Below are 23,971 nucleotides of genomic sequence, written 5' to 3'. Positions count from 1 at the left end.
GTGGTCCTTCCTCGCGAGGTTCTTCGGGCGCTGGTGCTCGCCCGCGGTCACAGCGGGATGTTCCCGTGCTTCTTGGGCGGCAGGGTCGCGCGCTTGGTGCGCAGCGCCCGCAGCGCGCGCACGACCTGTACGCGCGTCTCCGACGGACGGATGACCGCGTCGACGTACCCGCGCTCGGCGGCGTCCCACGGGTTGACGATCGCGTCCTCGTACTCGGCGACGAGCCGGGCGCGCTCCGCCTCGACGTCGTCGCCGGCGTCCGCCGCGCGCTTGAGCGCCGCGCGCTGGAGGATGTTCACCGCGCCGCCCGCGCCCATGACGGCGACCTGCGCCGTCGGCCACGCGAGGTTGACGTCGGCGCCGAGCTGCTTGGAGCCCATGACGATGTAGGCGCCGCCGTACGCCTTGCGCGTGATGACGGTGACGAGCGGGACCGTGGCCTCGGCGTAGGCGTAGATGAGCTTGGCGCCGCGGCGGATGATGCCCTGGTGCTCCTGGTCGACGCCCGGGAGGAAGCCCGGGACGTCGACGAGCGTGAGCACGGGGATGTTGAACGCGTCGCACGTGCGCACGAACCGCGCCGCCTTCTCCGCGGCGTCGATGTCGAGCGTGCCCGCCATCGCGAGCGGCTGGTTCGCGACGACGCCGACCGACTGGCCCTCGACGTGCCCGAACCCGACGAGCACGTTCTTCGCGAACAGCGGCTGCACCTCGAGGAACGCGCCCTCGTCGAGCACGTGCTCGATCACCGTGCGCATGTCGTACGGCTGCGAGTCCGAGTCGGGCACGAGCGCGTCGAGCTCGAGGTCCACCTCCGTGACGTCGAGCTCGACGTCGTCGGGCGGGAACGACGGCGCGTCCGAGAGGTTGTTCTGCGGCAGGTAGGACACGAGGTGGCGCACGTAGTCGATCGCGTCGTCCTCGTCCGCGCCGAGGTAGTGCGCGACGCCGGACTTCTCGTTGTGCGTCAGGCCGCCGCCGAGCTCCTCGAAGCCCACGTCCTCGCCCGTCACGGCGCGGATCACGTCCGGCCCGGTGATGAACATGTTGGACGTCTTGTCCGCCATGACGATGAAGTCCGTCAGGGCGGGGGAGTACACCGCGCCGCCCGCGCTCGGGCCGAGGATGAGCGAGATCTGCGGGATCACGCCGGACGACGCGACGTTGCGGCGGAAGATCTCCGCGAACTGCGTGAGCGCCGCGACGCCCTCCTGGATGCGCGCGCCGCCGCCGTCGGAGATGCCGATCAGCGGGACGCCCGTGCGCAGCGCGAGGTCCTGCACCTTGGTGATCTTCTGGCCGTGCACCTCGCCGAGGCTCCCGCCGAACACGGTGAAGTCCTGCGAGTACACGCACACCTGGCGGCCGTCGATCGTGCCGTGCCCGACGACGACGCCGTCGCCCGCCAGGCGCTTCTTCTCCAGGCCGAAGTTGTGCGAGCGGTGCTTGGCGAACGCGTCGAGCTCGACGAAGCTGCCCTCGTCGAGCAGCGCCTCGATGCGCTCGCGCGCCGTCTTCTTGCCGCGCGCGTGCTGCTTGGTCCGCGCCGCGTCCTCGGGCAGCTCGGTCGCCTCGGCGCGGCGACGGTCGAGGTCGGCGAGCTTGGCCGCGGTGCCCACGAGGTGGGGCGCGTCGGGCGATGTCGGGGGTGCCTCGGGCGTCGCGGGCGAGGTGGTCGCAGAGTCCGTCACGGACCCGAGCCTAGTTGGCGGGTGGCGCCAACTCGATGCGGGCGACGCCAGCACGGCCGGGGCGGGTCTTGGTGGGTGTCGACAAACCCGCCGCGGGCGCCAGGGCCGTGCCGCCGGGTGCCCGGACCGCCGGGCCGCCCTCGTGCCGGACCGTCCGCGTGCGGGAGGATGGCGGGCATGGCGAGCGCGCGCGAGGACGAGACCAGGCCCGACGGCGACGGGCGTCCCCCGCTCCGGACGGAGTTCCTGCGGGAGCTGCTCGTGACGCCTGCGGGGCCGCTCGCCCGGCTCGAGGTCGTCCCCGAGTCGGCCTCGACGAACGCCGAGCTCGCCCGTGCGGTCGCCGCCGACCCGGGCGCCTGGCCCGCGCCGGCGCTCCTCGTCGCCGAGCACCAGCCCGGAGGGCGCGGCCGGCTGGGCCGCTCGTGGACGACCCCGCCGCGCGCCGCGCTCCTCGGCTCGCTCCTCCTGCGCCCCGAGGTGCCGCGCGAGGCCCTGAGCTGGCTCCCGCTCCTCGCCGGGCTCGCGACGGCCCGCGCGCTGCGCGCGACCGCCGGGGTCGACGCCGTCGTCAAGTGGCCGAACGACGTCCTCGTGCCGGACCCGGGCGCCGCGCCGGGGTCGCCGGACGTCGCGACGCCGCGAGCCGGTGACCAGGCGCCGCTGCGCAAGGTCGCCGGCATCCTCGCGGAGGTGCTTCCCGACGGCGGCGTCGTCGTCGGCGTCGGGCTCAACGTCTCGCAGGAGCGCGACGAGCTGCCCGTCCCCACGGCCACCTCGCTCGCCCTGGCGGGCGCCGCGACGACCGACCGGGAGGTCGTGCTCGTCGCCCTCCACGAGGCGTTCGGCGAGGTCCTGGCGCGCTGGCAGGACGCCGGGGGCGACGCCCACGCGGCCGGGCTCGACGCCGACTGCGCCGAGGTCAGCGCCACGCTCGGGACGCGCGTGCGCGTCGAGCGCGTCGGGGGCGGCGACGTCGTCGGGCTCGCGACCGGGCTCGCTCCCGACGGCGGCCTGGTGGTGCGCGAGGACGACGGGACGACGAGCGTCCACCACAGCGGCGACGTCCACCACCTGCGCCGGCACGACTGATCTCGCCCGCCGCGGCCGAGGAATAGGATCGCCGGGTGCCCGTGGACCCTGAGCAGAACGAGCCCGTCACCGCCATCCCGTCCCCGGACGGCGGGGAGGGCGGCGAGCCGGCCCCGGACGCCGAGGCGACGGAGGCGGTGCTCGACGAGGCGCTGCTGGGCGGCCCCCGCACCCTCACCATCGAGCGGCTCGCCGAGCGCGCCGGCGTCGGCGAGGACCTGGTCCGCGCCTACTGGCAGGCGCTGGGCCTCCCCGTCACCGAGGGCGAGGAGCACGCGTTCACCGAGAAGGACGCGCAGGCGCTCGCGGACGTGTTCGCCTTCGCCGAGACGGAGCGGCTCGACGAGCGCGCCCTGACGACCCTCATCCGGTCCACCGGGCACACGACCGAGCGGCTCGTGCTCTGGCAGGTCGAGGCGCTCGTCGAGCACCTGACGCGCCGGTTCGACCTCGACGACACGAGCGCGCGCCTGCTCGTCCTCGACCGGCTGCCCGAGCTCGCACCCGTCCTCGAGGAGCAGCTCCTGCACGCCTGGCGCCGCCAGCTCGCGGCGGTCGCCGGGAGGTTCGCGGTCGAGTTCTCGGACGCGCGCGCCACCGCGGTCGACGAGCACGAGCTGCCGCTCCCGCGCGCGGTCGGGTTCGCGGACATCGTCTCCTTCACGCAGCGCACGCGCGGGCTGGGGTCGAGCGAGCTCGCGGAGTTCGTCCAGCTCTTCGAGACGAGCGCGCGCGACGTCATCACCGCCGCGGGCGGGCGTGTCGTCAAGACGATCGGCGACGCGGTGCTCTACGTCGCCGACGACGTCGCGACCGGGGCACGCGTCGCGCTCGGCCTGGCCGAGGCCGGCGGGCGGGAGGAGGACGTCGACGTCCCGCCCGTCCGCGTCAGCCTCGTGTGGGGCCGGGTCCTCTCGCGGTTCGGCGACGTGTTCGGGCCGAGCGTCAACCTCGCCGCCCGCCTCGTCGACATCGCCGAGCCGACGACGGTCCTCGTCGACCGCGAGACCGCGGGCCTGCTCGCGGGCGACCAGCGCTTCGCGCTCACGGCGCAGCCCGAGACCGAGGTGCAGGGGCTCGGCACGATCGAGCCCGTGCGCCTCCAGTGGGCCTACCGCGGCTGACGCCCTGCCGACCTCGCGGCCCGCTCAGACGGCCTCGAGCAGGCCCGGACCGTCGTTCGTCACGGAGTTGACCAGGGTCGAGATCTCGCGCGCGACCATCGGGACGTCGTCGTGCGGACCGCCGAGCCCGAGCAGGTCGGCCGCCCCGCGAGCGTCGACCGCCGGGTCGAGCCACGCGTCCCACGCGTCGGCGGGCAGGGCGAGCGGCATGCGGTCGTGGATCTCGGCGAGGTACGGCGCCGCGTCCGTCGTGATGATCGTCGTCGAGACGAGCCAGCGGTCGGGGTCGTCGTCCGCCTTGGTCCGGTCGCGCCAGAACTCGTAGAGCCCGGCGAACGCGGCGCTCTCGCCGTCGCCGGGCGCGATCCAGTACGGCTGCTTGGGCACCTTGCCCCGGCGCACGGGCGCGGACCCGGCCGGGGACGCGCCGTCGGGCAGGACGCGCCACTCGTAGTACCCGTCCGCGGGCACGAGGCACCGGCGGACGCCGAACGGCTTGGCGAACGCCGGCTTGTCGAGGATCGACTCCGCGCGCGCGTTGATCATGCGCGCGCCGCCCTTGGGGTCCTTGGACCACGACGGCACGAGGCCCCAGCGCGCGAGGCGCAACGAGCGCCGGACCTCGCCCGTGTCCTTGGCCGCGCGCTCCACGACGATCCGTACCGGGTCGGTCGGCGCGAGGTTCCACGACGGCGGCAGGAGCCGCGCGTCGTCGGCCACGTCCGCGATCGCGAACTCGTCCGCGAGGTCCTGCGCGTCCCGGAAGGAGGCATAGCGTCCGCACATGCCTCCAGCCTGCCGCACGCCACCCACGCACGGGCCGTGAGGGAGAGCAGGCTCACGCCCGAAGCGCCGTGTCCCGCACGATCGAATCGATACGATGGACGCCATGCCCTCTTCCTCGGTCGACCCCGCCGTGCCCCGACCGAGATCGTCCGCACGCTGGGTGCTGCTCCTCGGCGCGCTCGCCACGCTCCCCGCGCTCACGGTCGACATGTACCTCCCGCTGCTGCCCGAGGTCGGCGCCGACCTCGGAGCCCCGGACTCCCTCGCGCAGCTGACGCTCTCCGCCATGCTCGTCGGCGGGGCGGTCGGGCAGCTCGTCATCGGTCCCCTCTCCGACCGGTACGGCCGCCGCCTGCCCGTCCTCGTCGGCCTGTCGCTGCACGTCGTGACCTCGATCCTGTGCGCGATGGCCCCCAACATCGGGATCCTCATCGGGCTGCGCGTGCTCCAGGGCTTCTTCAACGCGTCCGCGTCCGTCGTCGCGATCGCCGCCATCCGCGACCGCTTCACCGGCTCCGACGCCGCGCGCATCCTCTCGCGGCTCATGCTCGTCATCGGGCTCGCGCCCCTCCTCGCGCCGTCGCTCGGGTCGTTCATCGGCGCGCACGCGTCGTGGCACGCGGTGTTCTGGGTCCTCGCGGCCGCCGGGCTGGCGCTCGCCGCCGTCGTCCTGCTCTGGATGCCGGAGTCGCTCCCGGTCGAGCGGCGGCGCCCCGCCGGGGCGCGCACCGTCCTGCGTGGTTACGCGAGCCTCCTGCGCGACCGCCACTTCGTCGCGCTCGCCGTCCTGCCCGGGCTCGGCCAGGCCGTGCTCATGAGCTACGTCGTCGGCTCGCCGTTCGTGCTCCAGGAGGGGTACGGGCTCAGCCACGGCCAGTTCGCGCTGCTGTTCGCGGTCAACGGCGTCGGCCTCGTGCTCTCCGCGCAGGCGAACGCCGCGCTCGTGCGTCGCGTGGCGCCCATGCGCCTGCTGCGCGTCGCGCTCGTCGTGCAGGGAGTGTTCACCGTGGGGTTGCTCGTGGTCGCCCTGACCGGCGCGGGCGGCATCGTCGGCATCGTCGCGGCCCTGTTCCTCGTCCTGTCGATGCAGGGCATGATCCCCGCGAACGCGTCGGCGCTCGCGCTCACCCGGCACGGCGAGATCGCGGGCACGGCGGCCGCCGTCATCGGTGCCTTCCAGTCCGGCGTCGCCGGGCTCGTGAGCCCGCTCGTCGGCGTGCTCGGGGGCGACGCCGTGGCGATGGCCACCGTCATGCTCGGCGCCGTCGTCGCGTCGCTCCTCGTGCTCGCCCTCGCGACGCCCGCGTTCCGCCGCGGCGGCTGGCACACGCCGGTCTGACGGTCACCGGCGCGCCACGCGCTCGTCGACCACCCGTCGCTCGTCCGCAACCCCCGCGTCGCCGGGCGGCGCTTGGCTGGCTCCCATGAGACCCACAGCCGTGCTCAAGGTCGCCGCCGCGCTCACCGCCGCCGTCGCCGTCGCGCTGACGCCCTCGGCGACAGCGCTCGCCGCCGCACCGGGCGCCCTCGCCGCCCGCCCGGGCGAGGGGGCCGGACCCGGCCGCGCGACGGCCGTCGTCCCCACGCTCGTCGCCCGCGCGACGCTGTCCGCCGACCACCTGGAGGACGGGCCGCCGTCCGGTGCGCTCGCGACCCCCGCCAACGGCCGCCAGGGGCCCTTCGACGGGCAGGTGATCCCGGGCTTCTCGGCCATGATCGACAACGGCGACGGGACCTTCTGGGCCCAGCCGGACAACGGGTTCGGCGCGAAGGGCAACTCGGCCGACTTCCTCCTGCGCCTCTACCGCGTCACGCCCCACTGGCAGTCGGCGCGCGGTGGTGCGGGCGAGATCGAGGTGGGCGAGCACCTCTCGCTGCGCGACCCGGGCCACCACGTCGACTTCCCGATCGTCCACGAGGACACCGACGAGCGGCTCCTCACGGGCGCCGACTTCGACATCGAGTCCGTCGTGCGGGCGCAGGACGGCACCTTCTGGATCGGGGAGGAGTTCGGGCCCTTCCTGCTGCACGTCGACGCGACGGGCGCGCTCCTCGCCCCGCCCGTGCCGTTCCCCGACGGCAAGTCGCCCGCCAACCCGTACCTCGCGCCCGGGGAGACGCCGCTCGTCGGGTCGAGCCGCGGGTTCGAGGCGCTCGCGGGCTCGCGCGACGGCCGCTACCTGTACCCCGTGCTCGAGGGCGCGCTCGTCGGCGACGACCCGCGCGACCGGGTCGTGCGCCAGTTCGACACGCGCGCGGGCCGGTACACCGACCGCACCTGGACCTACCGCGTGGACACCGACGCCAACGTCGTGGGCGACGCGTTCCTGGTCCGTGGCGACGAGCTCCTGCTCGTCGAGCGCGACGACTTCGACGGCGAGCAGTCCGTGACCAAGCGCGTCTACCGCGTCGATCTCGGCGAGGCCGACAGGTCCGGCCGGCTCGAGAAGGAGCTCGTGCTCGACGCGCTGCAGATCGCGAACCCGCACGGCCTCGGCGCGGGCGACGGCTACGGCACCGGCGACCCGTTCTCGCTCCCGGTGCAGTCGTTCGAGACCGTCGTCCAGCTCCGCGACGGCCGCCTGCTGCTCGCGAACGACAACAACTACCCGGGGAACGACGCGCGCGTGCCCGGCACCCCGGACGACACCGAGATGGTCCTCGTCGACCTGCGGCGCGAGCGCGTCGCGACCGACGACGTGACCGTCGTCGGGCACCGCGGCGCGAGCGGGTACCGGCCCGAGCACACGCTCGCCGCGTACGAGCAGGCGATCCTCCAGTGCGCCGACGTCATCGAGCCCGACGTCGTCACCACGAAGGACGGCGTGCTCGTCGCCCGGCACGAGAACGAGATCGGGGGCACGACGAACGTCGCGCAGCACCCCGAGTTCGCCGACCGCCGCACGACGAAGACGATCGACGGCACCGCCGTCACCGGGTGGTTCACGGAGGACTTCACGCTCGCCGAGCTGCGCACCCTGCGCGCGAAGGAGCGGATCCCTGCCGTCCGCCCGCAGAACACGGCGTTCGACGGCCTCTACCCGGTCCCGACCCTCGCCGAGGTCCTCGACCTCGCCCGGCACTCCGAGACGTGCGACGGGAAGCAGGTCGGGGTGTACCCCGAGACCAAGCACCCGACCTACTTCGACTCGGTCGGGCTGTCGCTCGAGGAACCGCTCGTCTCCGCGCTGCGCGACGCCGGGCTCGACTCACGCACGGCGCCCGTCATCGTGCAGTCGTTCGAGACGGGCAACCTGCGCGAGCTCGACCGCCTGACGAAGGTCGACCTCGCGCAGCTCGTCAGCAGCTCCGGAGCCCCCTACGACCTCGTCGCCGCGGGCGACCCGCGCACCTACGCCGACCTGGTCACGCGCACCGGCCTGCGCGAGATCGCACGGTACGCCGACGGCGTCGGGCTCGAGAAGAACGTCATGATCCCGCGGCGTGCCGACGGGACGCTCGGCGCACCGACGTCGGTCATCCGCGACGCGCACCGCGCGGGGCTGGAGGTCCACGGATGGACCTTCCGGGCGGAGAACCAGTTCCTGCCCGCGGAGCACCGCTCGAGCGCCGACCCGACCGCCCACGGGGACCTCGCCGGCGAGGTCCAGGTCTTCCTCGACGCGGGCATGGACGGGTTCTTCACCGACCAGCCCGACCTCGGGGTCGCTGCCGTGCACGACCGCTGACACCCCCGCAGGTCCGTCCTTCGCCGCCCTTTCACACGTCCTCCTGCTGGTTCGGCGCACGCATCCACGCCGCACCCTTTACCCTCAGACCGTGCCAACGACCGCCCCCGCCTCGTCGTCCCCGCGCTCGCGGCCCCGCGCGCCGCAGACGACGCACTCCCGGAAGGGCGGGGAGGACAAGCCCTCCGGCGGCCCGCACCACGCGCGCGCCCTGCGCTCGCACCGCGTCGCGCGGGCCGTCGGGCTCGTCCTCACCGGGGCGCTCGTGTTCGTCGCTGTGGGTGCCGGAGCCGTGTACCTCGACCTCAAGTCGAAGATCACCGTGAGCGACGTGTCGGGCCTCGTCGTCGGAGGACCGACGGTCGAGCCGCCCAAGGACCCGTCCGACCCGTTCGCCGGCAAGTCGCTCAACATCCTCGTCATGGGCACGGACTACCGCGACGCGGAGAACGCCGCGATCGCGGGCGAGGAGGAGGGCATGCGGTCGGACACGACGTTCATCGTGCACGTGTCCGGCGACCGCACGCGCATGGAGGTCGTCTCCATCCCGCGCGACTCGCTCGTCGACCTCCCGGCGTGCAACCTCCCCGACGGGTCGATGTCGTCCCCGCGGCGCAACACGATGTTCAACGAGGCCTTCCAGATCGGGTCGGGCGGGGTCGACGACATGACGTATGCCGCCGCGTGCACGATCACCGCGGTGCAGGACCTGACCGGCGTGCCGATCACCAACCACGTCGTCGTCAAGATGACCGGGGTCATCGGCGTCGTCGACGCGATCAACGGTGTGACGATGTGCTTCCCGGAGCCCGTCAAGGAGAGCCCGCGGTACGGCACCCTGGACCTTCCCGCCGGAGAGCACACGCTCAACGGCCACGAGGCGATCAGCTTCCTGCGCGCCCGGCACGGCACGGGCATGGGGCTCGAGATGGGGTCCGACCTCACGCGCATCGCGCGCCAGCAGGCGTTCATCGACTCGGCCGTGCGCGAGCTGCTGTCCCAGAACATCATCACCAACTCGCCCCAGCTCTACGGGGTCATCGAGGCCGTGCTCGGCTCGATCAGCGCGGACCCCACCATCGCGGACCCGACGGCGCTCGCGGGCCTCGCGTTCAGCCTGCGGGCCATCAAGCCCTCCGAGGTCGTCTTCACCCAGGTGCCCGTCGTCGAGGCGGCGAGCGACCGCAACCGCGTCGAGTGGACGTCGGAGGCCGACGCGATCTGGCAGCGGCTCATCGACGACACGCCCGCGCCCGGCCACGAGCCCGTCGACCCGCGCGACGACGCGACGGCGCCCGCGGGCGGCACGACCGACCCGGCGACGGGGACCGACCCCGGCACGACCGACCCGGGGGCGGGCACGACCGATCCTGGGACGACCGATCCAGGGACGACGGACCCGGGCACGACGCCCGAGACCCCGGTCGAGGAGCTGCAGCCCGGCGTCTGCGGCTGAGCCGGCCGGCCCGCCCGAGCGTGTCGAGCGCGCTTCCGCGGGTGCTCTGAGACCCGGTCAGGCGCGGGGCGCCTCGCTGAGACGGGAGAGTCGTCCCACCGCCTCGCGCAGCACGTCGTCACGCTTGACGAAGGTGAACCGCACGCGCGAGGCGAGCGCACGGGCCGTCGTCGACCCCGGCGCGCAGAACGCGCTCACGGGGACGGCGACGACGCCCGCGAGGGCGGGCAGCTCGCGGCACAGGGCGGTGCCGTCCTCGAAGCCGAGCGGCGCGCCGTCGGCGATGACGAAGTACGTGCCCTGCGGCACGACGACGTCGAACCCGGCCCGGACCAGGCCCTCGCACAGCAGGTCCCGACGCGCGGCGAGCGAGTCCGCCAGTGCGCGCGGGGTCTCGTCGTCGGACAGCGCGTCGGCGATCGCGGGCTGGAACGGCGCGCCCGACGTGTAGGTGAGGAACTGCTTGACCGTCCGGACGGCCGTGACGAGCGGCTCCGGCCCGTGCAGCCAGCCGACCTTCCAGCCGGTGAAGGAGAACGTCTTGCCGGCCGAGGAGATCGTGATCGTGCGCTGCCGCATCCCGGGCAGGGTCGCGATCGGCACGTGCCGGGCGTCGTCGAACGTCAGGTGCTCGTAGACCTCGTCCGTGACGACGACCGCGTCGTGGCGGCGCGCGACGGCCGCGATCGCGTCGAGCTCGTCGAGGTCGAGCACCGTGCCCGTCGGGTTGTGGGGCGAGTTCACCAGGATGAGGCGCGTGCGGTCGGTGACGGCCGCGCGCAGGGCGTCGAGGTCGAGGCGGAAGCGCTCCGGGCCGGGCACGAGGGGGACGGTGACGTGGTTTGCCCCCGCGAGCGCGATGCACGCGGCGTGGGAGTCGTAGAACGGCTCGAGCGTCACGACGTCGTCCCCCGGGCCGGCCAGCGCGAGGATCGTCGCGGCGAGGGCCTCCGTCGCGCCCGTGGTCACCAGGACCTCGGACTCCGGGTCGGGGTCCAGCCCGTAGTGCCGGTACTGGTGGCTCGCGATCGCGTTGCGCAGCTCGAGGATGCCCGGACCCGGCGGGTACTGGTTGTGGCCCTCCTCGATCGCGCGGACCGCCGCGTGCTTGACCGTCGCCGGGCCGTCGACGTCCGGGAAGCCCTGCCCCAGGTTGATGGCCCCCGTGCGGTGCGCGAGGGCGGTCATCTCGGCGAAGACCGTCGCCGCCACCGCGCCGTCCGCCCCGAGGAGGCCGGTAGCGCGGGCGGCGGCCTGCCAGCGGCCGGGCGGGAGGTCGGTCATGACCCGACCCTAGCCGTGCGCGCGCCCACGATGTGGGACGCCGCGAGCGGGTTCCCGGTGGGTGCGTGCCGTGATCCCGAGGCTCCCGCCGCCGGTGTCCACAGGGCACTGCCGCGAGACGCGCGGATGCCCTACTCTCTCGGTCAGGTCTTTCGGTCCGGCGGGGCAGCCGGCCAGCAGAGCAGGGGGAATGCTCGACATGTCTACGGACACGCACGCCGTCGGCGTGCTCGAGGGCGAGGTGCGCGAGCTCGTCCGGCGGCGCGGGGTGGACCCCGTGCGGGACCGGGCGGCGGTTGACGAGCTCGTCCGCGAGGCGGTCGCCGACTACGAGACGCGCAGCGCGCTCGGCGCCGTCGTGCCGCTCGCTGACCCGACGGCGGCGGGCCGCGCGGTGGTCGACTCCGTGGCCGGCCTCGGACCGCTCCAGCCCTACCTCGACGACCCGGAGATCGAGGAGATCTGGATCAACGCGCCCTCGCAGGTGTTCGTCGCGCGGGGTGGTCGGTCCGAGCTCACGACGACGATCCTCACCGCCGAGCAGGTGCGCGACCTCGTCGAGCAGATGCTGCGCTCGTCCGGTCGTCGGCTGGACCTGTCCAGCCCGTTCGTCGACGCCTCGCTGCCCGGCGGCGAGCGGCTCCACGTGGTCATCCCGGACGTCACGCGCACCGCCTGGGCGGTCAACATCCGCAAGCACGTGGTCCGCGCGTCGCACCTCGACGACCTCGTGCGCCTCGGGTCGCTCACCCCGCAGGCGGCGGCGTTCCTCGACGCCTCGGTCCGCGCCGGGCTGAACATCCTCGTCGCGGGCGCCACCCAGGCGGGCAAGACGACGATGCTCAACGCCCTCGCGGGCTCGGTGCCGCCCACGCAGCGCGTCGTCACGTGCGAGGAGGTGTTCGAGCTCCGGTTCGCCGTGCGAGACGTCGTGTCCATGCAGTGTCGTCAGCCGAGCCTGGAGGGGACCGGCGAGATCCCCCTGCGACGCCTCGTCAAGGAGGCGCTGCGGATGCGCCCGGACCGGATCGTCATCGGTGAGGTCCGCGAGGCGGAGAGCTTCGACCTCCTCGTCGCGTTGAACGCCGGAGTTCCCGGGATGTGCACCGTGCACGCGAACTCGGCCCGCGAGGCGATCACCAAGATGTGCACGCTGCCGCTGCTGGCGGGCGAGAACGTCTCCGACCGCTTCGTGGTGCCGACCGTCGCGTCCGCGATCGACCTCGTCGTCCACCTCGGCGTCGACGTCGACGGGCGGAGGGTGGTGCGCGAGGTTCTGGGGGTCACGGGGCGGGTCGAGCAGGGCGTGGTGGAGGCCGCGGAGATCTTCGTCCGCACCGGGGACCGCCTGGTGCGGGCCGACGGGTTCCCGCCCGGCGCGGACCGGTTCGCGCGTGCCGGGATCGACCTGGCGGCCGTGCTGCACACCGAGCGGGCGCCCGTCGCGGACGCCTCGACGTGGTCGGGGGCGAGCTGACGTGGGCGTGGTCGTGGGGTTCCTGCTCGGAGCGGGCCTGTTCTGCGTCTGGTGGTCGTTCTGGATGCCGGGTCCGCCCCGGGAGCGCCGTACGGACGGCTGGGCGGCGCGCACCCAGGACCTCCTCGTACAGGCGGGCGCGCCCTCCGTGACGCCCGGCGCTCTGGTGACGACGAGTGCGGGCGTGGGGCTCGTGGTCCTCCTCGTCGCGACGGTCCTCGCGGGGTCGGTGACGATCGCCGCGTGCTTCGGGGCGATCGCCGCGTCGCTGCCGGTGCTCCTCGTGCGCTCCCGCGCCCGACGCCGGAGGGCGCGGCTGCGCGACGTGTGGCCCGAGGTGCTGGACCACCTCGCCTCCGGCGTCCGCGCTGGCCTGTCGCTGCCCGAGGCCGTCGGACAGCTGGGCGAGCGTGGTCCGGCGGAGCTGCGGGAACCGTTCGCCCGGTTCGCGGTGGACTACCGCGCTTCGGGGCGCTTCGGGGACTGTCTGGACCGGCTCAAGGATCGCCTCGCGGACCCGGTGGCCGATCGCATCGTGGAGTCGCTGCGGCTGACGCGCGACGTGGGCGGGACGGACCTGGGGCGGCTCCTGCGCACTCTCTCGGCGTTCCTGCGGGAGGACGCGCGGACCCGCGGCGAGCTCGAGGCGCGCCAGTCCTGGACGGTGAACGGCGCGCGGCTCGCCGTCGCGGGCCCCTGGGTGGTGCTCGGGTTCCTGGCGTCACGGCCCGAGACGGCGGCGGCCTACAACTCGCTGACGGGGGCGCTCGTCCTCGGCGTCGGAGCCGCCTGCTCGGCCGCGGCGTACCAGCTCATGCTGCGGATCGGGCGCCTGCCCGAGGAGGAGAGGGTGCTGCGATGAGCGTGCTCGACGTATCACTGACGGGTGCCGCGATCGGGGCGCTCGGCGGGGTGGGGGTGCTGCTCGTTGCGGCCGGCGTCCGCGGTCGTGCGATCCGGCTCGACGAGCGCCTCGCGCCCTACCTGCGGACCCACGACAAGACGTCGGTGCTCCTTCGCGACCAGCCGACCTGGACGCCGTTCCCGACGGTCGAGCGCCTGGTCGCGCCGGTGCTCGCCGACGCCGGCCGGGGCCTCGAGCGGCTCGGCTCCACGTCCTCCGACGTCCGCCGCCGGATCGAGCGCGCGGGTCGTCGTCAGAGCGTCGAGCAGTTCCGTGCACGCCAGGTCGTGTGGGGCGTCGTCGGGCTCGCGCTGGGCACGTTGTTCGCGATCGTCCTCGCCACGACGCGAGGCTCGTCCGTCGTGCTCCTCGTGCTCCTCGCGCTGCTGTGCGGGGTGGGAGGAGTCCTCGCCTGCGACCACGCCCTGACCCGTGCGGTGCGACGCCGCGAGCAGCGCATGCTCGCGGAGTTCCCGACCGTCGCCGAGCTTCTCGCCCTTGCGGTGAACGCCGGCGAGGGTCCGGTCGCGGCGCTCGAGCGGGTCGCGACGGCGGCCCGCGGGGAGCTCTCGAGCGAGCTGCGCGCGACCCTGGCGTCGGTGCGCTCCGGCACACCCCTCGCGCGGGCGCTCGAGCAGCTCGCCGACCGGACGGCCCTGCCGAGCCTCACCCGCTTCGCGGAGGGAGTCGCCGTCGCGGTGGAGCGCGGGACCCCGCTCGCCGACGTCCTGCGCGCCCAGGCGCAGGACGTGCGCGAGTCCGGGCGTCGCGCACTCATGGAGGCGGGCGGCAAGAAGGAGGTGGCGATGATGATCCCGGTCGTCTTCCTCATCCTCCCCGTGACCGTGGTCTTGACGACCGTTCGCAAAGATCATCCTGTCGTGGCGGGGTGGGTCTGAGCAAGAGGCCCTGAGGGCTCATCTCCCGCGGATCGGGCTCTCGAGCCACGCCTCGAGGATGGGGCGCTCGAACGGCCCGGCCGCCGAGATTCTTCTGGAGAGGTGTCTATCGAGCTCCTGGAGTACCCAAGCGTCGAAGGCGTTCTTAACCGTCTGGACGTCGGGGCCGGGAACGCTCTTAGGTCCTGGAACGAACTGGGAGTGCGGCAACTCGGGGCCGAAGAAGCTCGACGGGTTCAGTTCGTCGAAGTACTGCCGCGCGAGGTCGGTGCCGCAGAGAAGACTGACGACCAAGAGGTGGTGCACCGAGAAGAGCGAGAGTCGATACCAGACGTCCCCCTCTGGGACAGGAAGTCGAGTGGTGCGAGTTGAGATCCGCCATGTTTCAGGGACTTCGATCCGAAGTGTCCAGGTCCAGATGTTCCGCAGTGGATCATCGTTCATGACGGCCGTTGCGAGGTCCTCCGGCCGAACAGCCGGGTCCGACTTCCACGCGTCGAACACGATAGCTGTCTTCGCTGCCCAGCGGTGGAGGTCGTGCCGTACCGAGGGCGAGGGCGCTAGATGTCGAGTCTGCAAGCGCCCACCCGGCGTGGGTCTGGCGGCGTTCGAGAGCTCTGACTTCGCTGTGGCCTCGAGGACGGACATCCAGCCGTTGTTGCAGGACTCGCAGACAACGCGCGCGGTGACCCCGAAGTGCGGACCGACTTTCCGGGACGTGTAGCGCTTCACCTTGCCCGTGTGTGGATCGACCACACGCCCTTGACTGAAGATCGGGCCTCGGGGCGGCCCGCTCAGCCCGCGCCAGTGTTCTGCAATCACGTGCTCGGCGCTGATACTTGCGGTTGAGCCGCAGAAGACACATGGCTGCTTGGGTGCGCTCATTCCCAGACTCCCACCACCGACACGTCGGCCCCCCGACGTTCTTTGCGTCGTGACACGATCGCGACCACGAGGTCGCGCAGGGTCTTCGAGATCTCAGGTGGGGAGAGTTCGTCCCAGTCCTCGAGGAGCTGCGCCGCGATGGCCGTGTAGTCCGCGGTCAGCGCGGCTCGCTCGTACTTGCGCAGAGACTCCCGGGCGTCGCGCTGTTCGGCTGCCAGGTGGTCCCTCGCGGCCGCGTAGGCGCCTTCTGGGACCAGCCCCTTCGCCCGGTCCACCGTGAGGCGCTCAAGCGCCCTCTCGGCCTCGTCGTGCATGCGTAGCAGCCGGGCACGCTCGACGTCCTCGGCCGCGGTTCGGGTACCGGCTCGCGCGGCGTGCTCGTCGACGAGCTGGCCGACGGTCGGGAGCCAGGCGAGAACGGCGTCCTCAACGCGCGAGTACAGGATGCTGGCTGGCGCGGTGCACTCGCGGTTCGCGCACCGCATGCGGGGGCTCTGGTCCTTCTGCCGGTGCAGTGCCATCCGGTACCCGCACGCGGCGCACCGGGGAACGCCGGACATCGCGCTGACCGCGGACACGAGACGCGGCGCGAGGGTCTTGCGGCCCTCGCGGGCGGCGACCGTCGCGCGCCAGATCGACTCGTCGATGATCGCCTCGTGCGCGCCCAGGATGTAGACGTGCCGAGGGCACTCGCGCGTCACCTGGTGCCGTTCGGTGCACGCGGGGTCGTGCACCCTCAGGTAGCCGGCGGCGAAGCCGTTCGTGAGGTACTGACCGACGCCGCGGTGGGTCCAGGGCTTCTTGCTCCGTGGCGACTCGATGCCGAGGTCCCGCAGCCACTTCGAGAGGGCGCCGAGCCCGGCTCCGTCGACGTAGCGGCGGTAGAGCTCGCGCACGACGTCGGCGGTCTCAGGGTCGGGGGAGTAGGTCTTGCTCGCGGGGTCGTAGAGGTACCCCAGACGTGGGGACCCATTGTGCGGGAGGCCGAGCTTGCGCCGTCGGGCGTGGGTCTCGCGCCACGTGTCGCCGATGCGGTCGGACTCGAACGCGGCCATCTCAGCGAGCATGCCGCGGGTGAAGCGTCCGGTCGAGGTCGTGGTGTCGACGGTCTCGGTCGAGGACTCGAGCCGCCCGCCAGCGCCCTCGACTCGGTCGACGGCGACGGCCCAATCGCGGCGGTTGCGCGCGAGCCGGGACCACTTCCACACCACGATGACGTCGGCGTCGCGCGCCTCGACCAGCGCGAGCGTTCGCTGGACGGCAGGCCGGTCCCACGTGCGCCCGGAGATCCCGGGGTCGGAGAGCACGTCGACGACGTCGTAGCCCATCCGTGCCGCGTACTCGCGGCACGACGCCTCTTGCAGCTCGAGAGAAATCGAGTCCTCGCGCGACTTCGACTGCCGCAGGTACACCACGGCGCGCGGCGGCTGGTCGGGGACGACCCGCAGGTTCGGCCTCACGCCCACTCCGAGGCGGCGCGCTGCTCCTGCTGCTCGATGAGGCTAGGTCCCTTCGCTGCGGCGTCGGCGACGGCTCGAAGCCGCGCGAGGCCGGGCGCTCGTCGGCGGTCGCGCTCGTCGGTGAGTGCGTCGAACGCGAGCACGATGGCGCGTGGGCACCCTGGCTCTTGCACCTTGGCGTAGTGCTCGCGCCAACGGGAGTGCAGCTCATCGTCGGGCAGCGCGGCAAGGTCCTCAGTCATGCGATGTCTCGCTTCCGGGTGGTCGGGGCGATCCCCCACGGCGTCGGGTAGGCGACTGGTGCGACGCGGCGCAGGACAACATCGCGCAGCGCCTGGACGATCGGCGTTGTGACCTCGAGTTCGCGCGCGATCGCGCCGACGTGACCGTCGTAGAGCTTCTCGGCGAGCGCGTACTCGTCGGGACGGATCAGCAGACGCGCGGCGTAGGCGTCGGCTTGGCGCTCGTCGCGCACGACGTCGTGGGCGGCGGACCAGTCGTGGTTGTGGTGCCAGTGACCCATCTCGTGCGCGAGCGCGACCTTGCGCACGATCGCGCTCTTGCGTTCGTTGATGAGAACGAGCCCAGACCGGCGGACCTCGCCGGTGCGGCGCCCGAGATTCGCGAACTTCACGTGCAGGCCCATTTCCGACGCTGCGGCGAGCAGCTCGTCCCAGGTCACGGTTCCTCCTGCTGCGCCTCGACCTCTGCATCGTCGTCGCGATCCATCGCCGCCAGCACGTAGTCGCCGGCGTTGGCCCGGCGCTCGGCCTCGCCGAAGAGGTCGAAGACGTCGAGCCCGAGAGCGCTCGCAATGACTTCCGCTTCGCCGACCGTCGAGGCCGGACGCTCCCCGCGGAGGATGATGCCGAGCCGGTTCGCCGACATCCCCGTCTTCTCGGCGAGCACGCGACGCGTCGTGCCACTTTCCGCGACCGCGCCGGCGAGCACCTGCGCCAGCGCGCGGTCGATCGGATGCATGGGCTTCGAGGTCAGGGCCATGTGGTGACTGTACCCATTTCGGTTCACTTGGGGAAGTGGGGTTGACCGCGAACCCAAATCGGTCCATAGTCGGGACATGACCACGAACCGATTTGGGTCCAGCGCCATCGACAGGGCGCTGGCTGCCGAGGTCCGCGCGGAGATCGCCCGCCGCCCGGACCTCAGCGTCGCGGGCCTCGCAGACTCGCTCGGCATCCGTCGCGCCACGCTCTCGGAGCGCGTGAACGGTCGGGTCGCCTTCACCTACTCGCAGTTGCGGCTCGTTGCTGAGGCGATCGGGCTCACGGTGCGCGAGCTGGATACCCGCGCGAAGTACCAGCTCGCCCGTGAGGCTTCGGGCACGTCGGCGGTGTCGGCGTGAGCGCCGTCGAGCCGGGGCCGTTTCCGTCGCGGTCGTGGCCGGGGATGGCCTCCACGCCGCGCACGAAGGAGGCGGCCTGCCGCCTCGCGGGGGAGCGGATCGCCGCCGCTCGACGGCGCCGCGACTCCCTCTCGGTCGAAGAGGCTGCGCGCGAGGCCTGGCACCCATGTCACCGCCTCACGGTCGAGCAGCTCGAGGACAAGATCCGCGCCTCGCGTGAGCGCCGCGCCGAGGCGGCCCGGGTTGCGAGGAGCGCGTCGTGAGTGCCCCGCTGATCGAGCGCGTGCCGTTCGGACTGCGCGACGGCCTCGAGCCCGCCGCCGAGCCCGTCACTGCGCAGCTGGCGACCCGCACGCGCCGCGTCCTCACGGACGACGAGGCCGCGTCGCTCTCCGGCGCTGGCCGGTACAACGCGCAGCAGCGCGCCGAGCTGCTCGCCGAGGTCGGCGATGCGCTCCTTGCCGCGCTCGAGGGCGGCGTCGTCGCCCCCTAGCCACCACCCTGCCGCGGCGCTCGCGGCCCGTGCTCTGCCAGGAAAGGACCAGACCGTGAACCCGTTCATGTGGATCGTGTGGGGCGTCGTCGCTCTGCTGTTGCTGCTCGTCGTGTTCGTCGTGCTCGCCGTCTTGCTGGCGCTTGTCACGCCGTGCGCGGCAGTCGTCGTCGCGCTGTTCGAGGACGTGCGCGCCCGGTGGCGTTGGCGCCTCATCCGTCGCTCGGCGCATCGGCGCGCGCTCGCTGACGACCACGAGCTCGTCGTGCGTGGCGCGACGTTCTGGGCGGTGCCCGACCGGGGCGGCGAGCCTGAGCTGCTGCGCCCGGCGTGGGCTCCGGTGCGAGGCGACGAAATGGCGGTCGTGGACGCGACGACGGATCACGGACGTGCCCTGTGAGCGGGCACCTGCGCGTCGTCGGGGACGACGTGGCCGAGCTGCTGCCGTACCCGGCGGACGAGGTGTCGAACTCGCTCGTCGAGCTGGACTCGGCGGAGGCGACGGTGCTCGCGGCGGCCCCGGCCGCGGCGGCGCGGGCCCACACGGCGGACCGGTTGGCGGCGGCGTACATCGCGGCGGCGGACGTCTACCGGCGCCCGGCGGAGCCGCTCGCGTACCGCGAGTGGATGGCGGCGTCGGACGCGGCGGCGAACGAGCTGCGCGAGGCCGAGGAGGCCTACCGCGAGGCGTGGTCGTCGTGACGGCCGCGAGGTGGCGGTGCGCACGGTGCGGCCGCTACCTCCACGCCCGGGCCGTCGTGCTGACGGCAGCCGGGATCCCGAAGAGCAGGTGCCAGGAGTGCGGCCCGGTGGTCGCGCTGTACGTGAGGGGACACGAGGTGACGAACGAGAAGACGGCCGGGCAGGAGCAGTCGCTCCTTGCGCTGCCGCAGGTCTCGCACGAGACGTTCCTGCGCATCGTGGACTCGGTGCCCGCCGGGACGGAGGTCACGGTCAACACGCTGCGCGCACGGCTCGACGCAGCGGAGGTCCCGGAGCGTGCCCGCGGCGGCCTGTTCTCGAAGGCGACGAAGGCCCGCCTCCTCGAGCCGGTGTGGGTCGGGGAGGGTGACGACCGCACGCCGAAGACGGCCGCGTCGTCCGGCCCGTCCGCGCACCTGGCTCGGGTGCGCGTGTACGTGCGCACGACGACGCGCATGCACGAGGTGTCGACGTGACGCGGCCCAGCGCGGCGGACGAGCACGCCGCGAACATGCGCGCCCTCGCCCGGCCGGGCTCCCTCGTCGACGTCCCGCGCGGTGCCCGTTGCTCCGAGCACGACGTCCGCCTCACCTCGGTCGGCGCGTGCGGCTCGTGCATCGCCAACCACCACGCGGGCGAGCACGTCGGCAAGCCGTGCCGGACGTGCTCCCGCTGCTACCCGACCCCGATCCCCGCGATCACGCACCATACCCACGCAGACAGGACCGCACCATGACCACCACCACACAGGCCCCGCCCGCCGGCCGTAGCGCGAGGAGCGACGCCGGCGCGCCGTACACCAACCGTCGCGCGTCGCGCGGCGTCTTCGACCCGCAGGCGTGGGCGCCGAGCTCGGCGTGCCGGCGTGCTGACGTCGACCCCGAGCTGTTCTTCCACCCCGAGGGCGAGACGGGCAGGGCCCGTCGAACCCGGGAGTCCGACGCCAAGAAGGTCTGCGCCGACTGCCCCGTCCGTGCCCTCTGCCTCGACTACGCGCTTGAGCGGCGCGAGCAGTACGGCGTGTGGGGCGGCACGGGCGAGGAGGAGCGCGCCGCGCTGCTGCGCGTGCGCCGTGGCCCGCGCGAGGGCAAGAAGCCGGGCGGCGCGAAGCCGCTCCCGGTCACCCAGGACGACGTCGAGACGATCCGTCGCATGCACGGCGAGGGCCGCAACCAGCGCGAGATCGCCGATCACCTCGGCTGGTCCTACGCCCGCATGCCACGGGCGATGCAGAGCCTCGGGATCAGCGCCCGCGCGGCGGTGTCGGCATGAGCGCGGCCACGGTCACGGACCTGTTCTGCGGGGCGGGCGGGTCGTCGACGGGCATGGTGCAGATCCCGGGCGTGCAGGTCGTGATCGCTGCGAACCACTGGTCGCTCGCGATCGAGACGCACAACCAGAACCACCCGGACACGGACCACGCCGCGGTCGACCTGCACCAGGAGGACCCGCGGTACTTCCCGCGCACGGATGTCCTGTGGGCATCGCCGGAGTGCACGAAGTGGTCGCAGGCGAACGGGTCGAAGCCGCTCCCCGCGATCGAGGAGGGCCTGTTCGAGGACCCGCTGTCCGCCGAGGCCGCGATCCGCTCCCGACTGCTGATGTTCGACGTGCTCCGCTTCGCCGAGCACCACCGCTACCGGGCGATGATCATCGAGAACGTCGTCGACATCGCGACCCAGGCGAAGTACCGCCTCGCCTGGTACGAGTGGCGCCAGCAGCTCCGCGCGCTCGGCTACCGCTTCCGCGTCGTCTCGCTCAACTCGATGCACGCCCAGACGTTCGGCCTGCCCGCGCCGCAGTCCCGCGACCGGATCTACATCGTGTGCTGGCGCGAGGGCGAGCGCGCCCCCGACGTCGAGCGCATCCTGCGCCCGTCCGCGTACTGCCCGAAGTGCGACGAGCTGATCCGGGCGACGCAGTCCTGGAAGAACGGCAAGACGGTCGGCCGCTACCGCCAGACCTACCTGTACACGCACGCCCGGTGCGGGACCGTCGTCGAGCCCGCGTGGCTCCCCGCTGCGGCCGCGATCGACTGGTCCATCCCGGGCGAGCGGATCGGGGACCGTCTCAAGCCGAAGACCCGCGCCCGGATCGCGGCGGGGATCGCCCGGTACTGGGGCCCGATCCACATCGAGGCGCTCGGCAACCAGTACGACGCCGCGGACCCGAAGCACCCCCAGCACGGCGACCCCAACGCGTACTACCGCGCCTGGTCCGTCGACGACGTGATCCGCACCCTCCACACCCAGGAGACGAAGGGCCTCGCCGTCCCGGTCGAGGGCCGCGACGGCAAGACCGCGTGGCCGCTCGACGTGCCGATGCGCACCCAGACGACCCGGCTCGAGACCGGGCTCGCGCACACTCCGCTCGTCGACAAGATGTACGGCACCGGCGTCGCGCACCCCGTCACCGACCCGTTCGGCACCATTACCGCAGGCGGCAACCACCACGGCCTCGCGCAGCACCCCGACCCGTTCATCCTCGACCGCCGGTTCGAGTACCGCGCCCGCTCGATCCATGACCCGCTGTCGACGATCACCGCGAACGACACGACGAAGGCGCTCGTCGCGCCCTACTACGGCTCCGCGACCCACGCGAAGCCCGTCGACGAGCCGCTCGGCACGCTGACCACGGTCGACCGGTACGCGCTCGTGCACCGGCACAACACCGGCGGCGCGGAGATGACGACCCCGGTGTTCGAGGAGCTGCGCACCCTGACCGCGGCCGGTCACCAGTCACTCCTGCAGCAGCCCGGCCCGCGCGACGGCCGCCGCACCGTCACCGCCGCGGACCTGCGCGCGGCGGAGGAGCTCGTGCCCGAGGTCCTGTTCCGCATGTTCCGCCCGCACGAGGTAGCCGCCGGCATGGCCTTCCCGTCGGACTACCGGTGGGATGCGACCGACCCGAAGACCGGGCGGGCCGCGTCGAACCGCGACCTCGTGAAGATGGCCGGGAACGCCGTCACCCCGCCCGCCGCGCGCGACCTCGTCGCGACCGTCGTCGAGGCGCTGACTGGAGAGGCAGCGACCCCGTGACAAAGCGCTCATCGGAGCCAGCCCAGACTGCCGTTGTCGAGCAGAACTGCCACCGTGAAGCCGATTTCCCGCAATTGTTCCGCCAATCGAGGGGTCCGGTTCTCGGAGAGAACAATGACAAACTTCGCCTCGGGTTGGGCCTCCTTCGCGCGGGCTGCCAGGTTGATTATCACTCTAATCGACTGCGCTGTAATCGAGCGGCGAAACTCGGCGATCTCCACAACTGTTCCGCTGTCGTTTCTCGCGATGGCGTCGAACATCGATTGCTGAGGGCCGTCTCCGCCGAACACAACGTTAAGACCCCGTCCGGCCGCGTCTCTTGCATAGGCTGCGGCCGCTTCGGACTCAGCATTCTCGACTCGCACGGCCACAGCTTGTTCGGTCGCCGTGCCTGTGTTGAAGACTGCGATCCCGGCAGCTGCGAGGCTGAGCAGACTGACGATGATCGGCACCCAGAGTCCGCCGAGATACCAAGCAACTGCCGCAGCTCCAGCGAATATAAGCGCGAGGAATGCCCAGCCTGCGATCCGCAGCGAGAGGAAGATCCCTCTCTTCGTGCGCGCCCGTGCTCGCTCCTCATCGGCCACTTCCGCGGCTATCAGTTGTGTCAACGCGGCACTGAGGTGGGCGTCGTTCACTTCCTCCCGAACCTCGAGATAGGCCTTGAGGCGCCGCACTCGACGCGATTCAGGGCCGAACAGTGCTGCCTGGCTGACCACCGCCACAGCCAGCCCGGCAATTCCCGCCACCACCTCTTCCCACATGGGCCGGAGCGTACCGCGAACCCGGTACGGCGGGGGAGGTGCAACCCGGGTGACAGCTCGGGCCGCGGCCGAAGAACCCAACACCATCGAGAAGGGAACCCAGCAATGACGAGACTCTCGTCGGGCCTGCCGAAGGAGACCTCCGGGAACGGCCTGTCCGCGATCGCGCGGGACCTGGTCGTGAACCCGATGAACCGGCACGTCATGATCGCCGTCGTCGACTGCTCGAAGATCACGACGGACACGTCGACGGGCCTCATGGAGCCGACGGCACGCGTGCTGCGGATCGAGCGGGTCGCGCCCCAGGATGCGGAGACGGCGGAGCGTCTGGTGCGCCGCGCGCTTGAGCACCGTCTCGGTGACACGGTTCTGCCGATCGATCTCGAGCAGGACATCGAGGAGTGGTTCGGCAAGGGCTTCAAGCTGGACCCGGAGACGGGTGTCCTCACCCCGAAGGACGAGGAGCCCGACGACGCCGGGGAGGGTTCGAGCTTCCTGCGTGACGGGTCCGGGTTCTTCCCGGGCCGCCCCGCCGAGTCCGACGCCGAGCCCGATCCCGAGACCGACGACGGCGAGGAGCGCACCGTCGCGGACGCAGTGCGCGACGCGCTGCGCAGCGTCGAAGACCTCCCCCTCGTGCGCGAGGCGGCCGAGCTCGTCATCACGTCCCAGTTCGCGTCTACCTCGATGCTGCAGCGCAAACTCCGCGTCGGGTTCGCGAAGGCCGGCTACCTCATGGACGTCCTCGAACAGCTCGGGTTCGTCGGCCCCTCGCAGGGCACGAAGGCACGCGACGTGCTCTACGAGCCGGGCCGTCTCGCCGAGGCGCTCGCGGCGGTCGACGCCCGGTTCGGGGAGGCGTGA

The 23,971-nt window shown here is 72.7% G+C and carries 27 protein-coding genes; 18 read left to right on the top strand and 9 right to left on the bottom strand.

The annotated features are described in order from the left end of the window. Positions 1 to 47: 47 nt before the first annotated feature. Positions 48 to 1,619, bottom strand: a complete 1,572-nt coding sequence (locus tag ACFVQZ_RS33620) for an acyl-CoA carboxylase subunit beta (protein WP_383628551.1) — start codon at positions 1,617 to 1,619, stop codon at positions 48 to 50. A 249-nt stretch (positions 1,620 to 1,868) separates the two neighbouring features. Between ACFVQZ_RS33620 and ACFVQZ_RS33615 the strand changes: the two genes are divergently transcribed. Together ACFVQZ_RS33615 and ACFVQZ_RS33610 are read left to right on the top strand one after the other, a co-directional pair. Further along, on the top strand, positions 1,869 to 2,783 hold the full coding sequence (locus ACFVQZ_RS33615) for a biotin--[acetyl-CoA-carboxylase] ligase (protein WP_378234493.1): 915 nt from the start codon (positions 1,869 to 1,871) through the stop codon (positions 2,781 to 2,783). 35 nt (positions 2,784 to 2,818) lie between these two features. Then, positions 2,819 to 3,907, top strand: coding sequence for an adenylate/guanylate cyclase domain-containing protein (locus ACFVQZ_RS33610; RefSeq protein WP_378234492.1), 1,089 nt, complete (start codon positions 2,819 to 2,821; stop codon positions 3,905 to 3,907). A gap of 24 nt (positions 3,908 to 3,931) precedes the next feature. On the opposite strand, the gene ACFVQZ_RS33605 is transcribed toward ACFVQZ_RS33610, so the two are convergent. Then, positions 3,932 to 4,693, bottom strand: coding sequence for an SOS response-associated peptidase (locus tag ACFVQZ_RS33605; RefSeq protein WP_378234490.1), 762 nt, complete (start codon positions 4,691 to 4,693; stop codon positions 3,932 to 3,934). 103 nt (positions 4,694 to 4,796) lie between these two features. On the opposite strand from ACFVQZ_RS33605, the gene ACFVQZ_RS33600 reads away from it, so the two are divergent. The 3 genes from ACFVQZ_RS33600 (at position 4,797) to ACFVQZ_RS33590 (ending at position 9,838) form a co-directional block, all read left to right on the top strand. Further along, positions 4,797 to 6,032 (top strand): multidrug effflux MFS transporter, encoded by a 1,236-nt coding sequence (locus ACFVQZ_RS33600; RefSeq protein WP_047234053.1) that lies wholly within the window; start codon positions 4,797 to 4,799, stop codon positions 6,030 to 6,032. Positions 6,033 to 6,117: 85 nt separating this feature from the next. After that, the gene (locus tag ACFVQZ_RS33595; RefSeq protein WP_378234489.1) at positions 6,118 to 8,382 is read left to right on the top strand and encodes an esterase-like activity of phytase family protein; all 2,265 of its coding nucleotides are present in this window, start codon (positions 6,118 to 6,120) and stop codon (positions 8,380 to 8,382) included. Positions 8,383 to 8,473: 91 nt separating this feature from the next. Continuing rightward, positions 8,474 to 9,838 (top strand): LCP family protein, encoded by a 1,365-nt coding sequence (locus ACFVQZ_RS33590; RefSeq protein ID WP_378234488.1) that lies wholly within the window; start codon positions 8,474 to 8,476, stop codon positions 9,836 to 9,838. A gap of 57 nt (positions 9,839 to 9,895) precedes the next feature. Here the strand turns inward: ACFVQZ_RS33590 and ACFVQZ_RS33585 are convergent, their stop codons facing one another. Then, positions 9,896 to 11,122 carry a pyridoxal phosphate-dependent aminotransferase gene (locus tag ACFVQZ_RS33585; protein ID WP_378234486.1) on the bottom strand — a complete coding sequence of 409 codons (1,227 nt, stop codon included), beginning with the start codon at positions 11,120 to 11,122 and terminating at the stop codon, positions 9,896 to 9,898. A 199-nt stretch (positions 11,123 to 11,321) separates the two neighbouring features. Between ACFVQZ_RS33585 and ACFVQZ_RS33580 the strand changes: the two genes are divergently transcribed. Genes ACFVQZ_RS33580 through ACFVQZ_RS33570 form a run of 3 tightly spaced genes read left to right on the top strand, consistent with a single transcriptional unit; the run spans position 11,322 to position 14,402 of the window. Further along, a complete protein-coding gene (locus ACFVQZ_RS33580) occupies positions 11,322 to 12,599 on the top strand; it encodes a CpaF family protein (protein WP_378234530.1) in 1,278 nt (425 codons plus the stop codon). 1 nt (position 12,600) lies between these two features. Further along, positions 12,601 to 13,461: a type II secretion system F family protein gene (locus ACFVQZ_RS33575; protein ID WP_378234485.1), complete on the top strand. Its 861-nt coding sequence runs from the start codon at positions 12,601 to 12,603 to the stop codon at positions 13,459 to 13,461. Then, entirely contained in the window at positions 13,458 to 14,402 is a 945-nt protein-coding gene (locus tag ACFVQZ_RS33570; protein WP_378234484.1) for a type II secretion system F family protein, read from the top strand. Before ACFVQZ_RS33575 ends, ACFVQZ_RS33570 begins: the two co-directional genes overlap by 4 nt. Positions 14,403 to 14,420: 18 nt before the next feature. On the opposite strand, the gene ACFVQZ_RS33565 is transcribed toward ACFVQZ_RS33570, so the two are convergent. The 5 genes from ACFVQZ_RS33565 to ACFVQZ_RS33545 all read right to left on the bottom strand — a co-directional run bounded on the left by ACFVQZ_RS33565 (position 14,421) and on the right by ACFVQZ_RS33545 (position 17,749). Beyond that, positions 14,421 to 14,906, bottom strand: coding sequence for a hypothetical protein (locus tag ACFVQZ_RS33565; protein WP_383628544.1), 486 nt, complete (start codon positions 14,904 to 14,906; stop codon positions 14,421 to 14,423). A gap of 377 nt (positions 14,907 to 15,283) precedes the next feature. Next, positions 15,284 to 16,747: a recombinase family protein gene (locus tag ACFVQZ_RS33560; protein WP_378234747.1), complete on the bottom strand. Its 1,464-nt coding sequence runs from the start codon at positions 16,745 to 16,747 to the stop codon at positions 15,284 to 15,286. Further along, positions 16,744 to 16,989 carry a hypothetical protein gene (locus ACFVQZ_RS33555; RefSeq protein ID WP_378234746.1) on the bottom strand — a complete coding sequence of 82 codons (246 nt, stop codon included), beginning with the start codon at positions 16,987 to 16,989 and terminating at the stop codon, positions 16,744 to 16,746. The genes ACFVQZ_RS33560 and ACFVQZ_RS33555 overlap by 4 nt, the downstream gene beginning before the upstream one ends. Further along, positions 16,986 to 17,429, bottom strand: coding sequence for an ImmA/IrrE family metallo-endopeptidase (locus tag ACFVQZ_RS33550; RefSeq protein ID WP_378234745.1), 444 nt, complete (start codon positions 17,427 to 17,429; stop codon positions 16,986 to 16,988). Before ACFVQZ_RS33550 ends, ACFVQZ_RS33555 begins: the two co-directional genes overlap by 4 nt. Continuing rightward, positions 17,426 to 17,749 (bottom strand): helix-turn-helix domain-containing protein, encoded by a 324-nt coding sequence (locus ACFVQZ_RS33545; RefSeq protein ID WP_378234744.1) that lies wholly within the window; start codon positions 17,747 to 17,749, stop codon positions 17,426 to 17,428. The genes ACFVQZ_RS33550 and ACFVQZ_RS33545 overlap by 4 nt, the downstream gene beginning before the upstream one ends. A 76-nt stretch (positions 17,750 to 17,825) precedes the next feature. Between ACFVQZ_RS33545 and ACFVQZ_RS33540 the strand changes: the two genes are divergently transcribed. The 9 genes from ACFVQZ_RS33540 to ACFVQZ_RS33500 all read left to right on the top strand — a co-directional run bounded on the left by ACFVQZ_RS33540 (position 17,826) and on the right by ACFVQZ_RS33500 (position 22,343). Then, positions 17,826 to 18,110, top strand: coding sequence for a helix-turn-helix domain-containing protein (locus tag ACFVQZ_RS33540; RefSeq protein WP_378234743.1), 285 nt, complete (start codon positions 17,826 to 17,828; stop codon positions 18,108 to 18,110). Further along, positions 18,107 to 18,373: a hypothetical protein gene (locus ACFVQZ_RS33535; RefSeq protein WP_378234742.1), complete on the top strand. Its 267-nt coding sequence runs from the start codon at positions 18,107 to 18,109 to the stop codon at positions 18,371 to 18,373. The genes ACFVQZ_RS33540 and ACFVQZ_RS33535 overlap by 4 nt, the downstream gene beginning before the upstream one ends. Beyond that, positions 18,370 to 18,603 carry a hypothetical protein gene (locus tag ACFVQZ_RS33530; RefSeq protein ID WP_378234740.1) on the top strand — a complete coding sequence of 78 codons (234 nt, stop codon included), beginning with the start codon at positions 18,370 to 18,372 and terminating at the stop codon, positions 18,601 to 18,603. The genes ACFVQZ_RS33535 and ACFVQZ_RS33530 overlap by 4 nt, the downstream gene beginning before the upstream one ends. A gap of 55 nt (positions 18,604 to 18,658) precedes the next feature. Beyond that, positions 18,659 to 19,003, top strand: a complete 345-nt coding sequence (locus ACFVQZ_RS33525; protein WP_378234739.1) for a hypothetical protein — start codon at positions 18,659 to 18,661, stop codon at positions 19,001 to 19,003. Further along, positions 19,000 to 19,305, top strand: coding sequence for a hypothetical protein (locus ACFVQZ_RS33520; RefSeq protein ID WP_378234738.1), 306 nt, complete (start codon positions 19,000 to 19,002; stop codon positions 19,303 to 19,305). Before ACFVQZ_RS33525 ends, ACFVQZ_RS33520 begins: the two co-directional genes overlap by 4 nt. 137 nt (positions 19,306 to 19,442) lie before the next feature. Beyond that, on the top strand, positions 19,443 to 19,781 hold the full coding sequence (locus tag ACFVQZ_RS33515) for a hypothetical protein (RefSeq protein WP_378234737.1): 339 nt from the start codon (positions 19,443 to 19,445) through the stop codon (positions 19,779 to 19,781). Further along, positions 19,778 to 20,041, top strand: coding sequence for a hypothetical protein (locus ACFVQZ_RS33510; RefSeq protein WP_378234736.1), 264 nt, complete (start codon positions 19,778 to 19,780; stop codon positions 20,039 to 20,041). Before ACFVQZ_RS33515 ends, ACFVQZ_RS33510 begins: the two co-directional genes overlap by 4 nt. After that, complete coding sequence (locus tag ACFVQZ_RS33505; protein WP_378234735.1) at positions 20,038 to 20,577, top strand: WhiB family transcriptional regulator; 540 nt, start codon at positions 20,038 to 20,040, stop codon at positions 20,575 to 20,577. Before ACFVQZ_RS33510 ends, ACFVQZ_RS33505 begins: the two co-directional genes overlap by 4 nt. Then, a complete protein-coding gene (locus ACFVQZ_RS33500; RefSeq protein WP_378234734.1) occupies positions 20,574 to 22,343 on the top strand; it encodes a DNA cytosine methyltransferase in 1,770 nt (589 codons plus the stop codon). The genes ACFVQZ_RS33505 and ACFVQZ_RS33500 overlap by 4 nt, the downstream gene beginning before the upstream one ends. An 8-nt stretch (positions 22,344 to 22,351) precedes the next feature. On the opposite strand, the gene ACFVQZ_RS33495 is transcribed toward ACFVQZ_RS33500, so the two are convergent. Continuing rightward, positions 22,352 to 23,107, bottom strand: a complete 756-nt coding sequence (locus tag ACFVQZ_RS33495) for a hypothetical protein (RefSeq protein ID WP_378234733.1) — start codon at positions 23,105 to 23,107, stop codon at positions 22,352 to 22,354. Between the two features lie 105 nt (positions 23,108 to 23,212). On the opposite strand from ACFVQZ_RS33495, the gene ACFVQZ_RS33490 reads away from it, so the two are divergent. Beyond that, positions 23,213 to 23,971 (top strand): DNA translocase FtsK, encoded by a 759-nt coding sequence (locus tag ACFVQZ_RS33490; RefSeq protein WP_383628538.1) that lies wholly within the window; start codon positions 23,213 to 23,215, stop codon positions 23,969 to 23,971.

It is taken from the genome of Streptomyces sp. NPDC057854 (assembly GCF_042797055.1).
Lineage (GTDB): Bacteria > Actinomycetota > Actinomycetes > Streptomycetales > Streptomycetaceae > Streptomyces.
The sequence above is the reverse complement of the archived record's forward strand: the minus strand, read 5'-3'. Positions and strand labels throughout refer to the sequence as shown.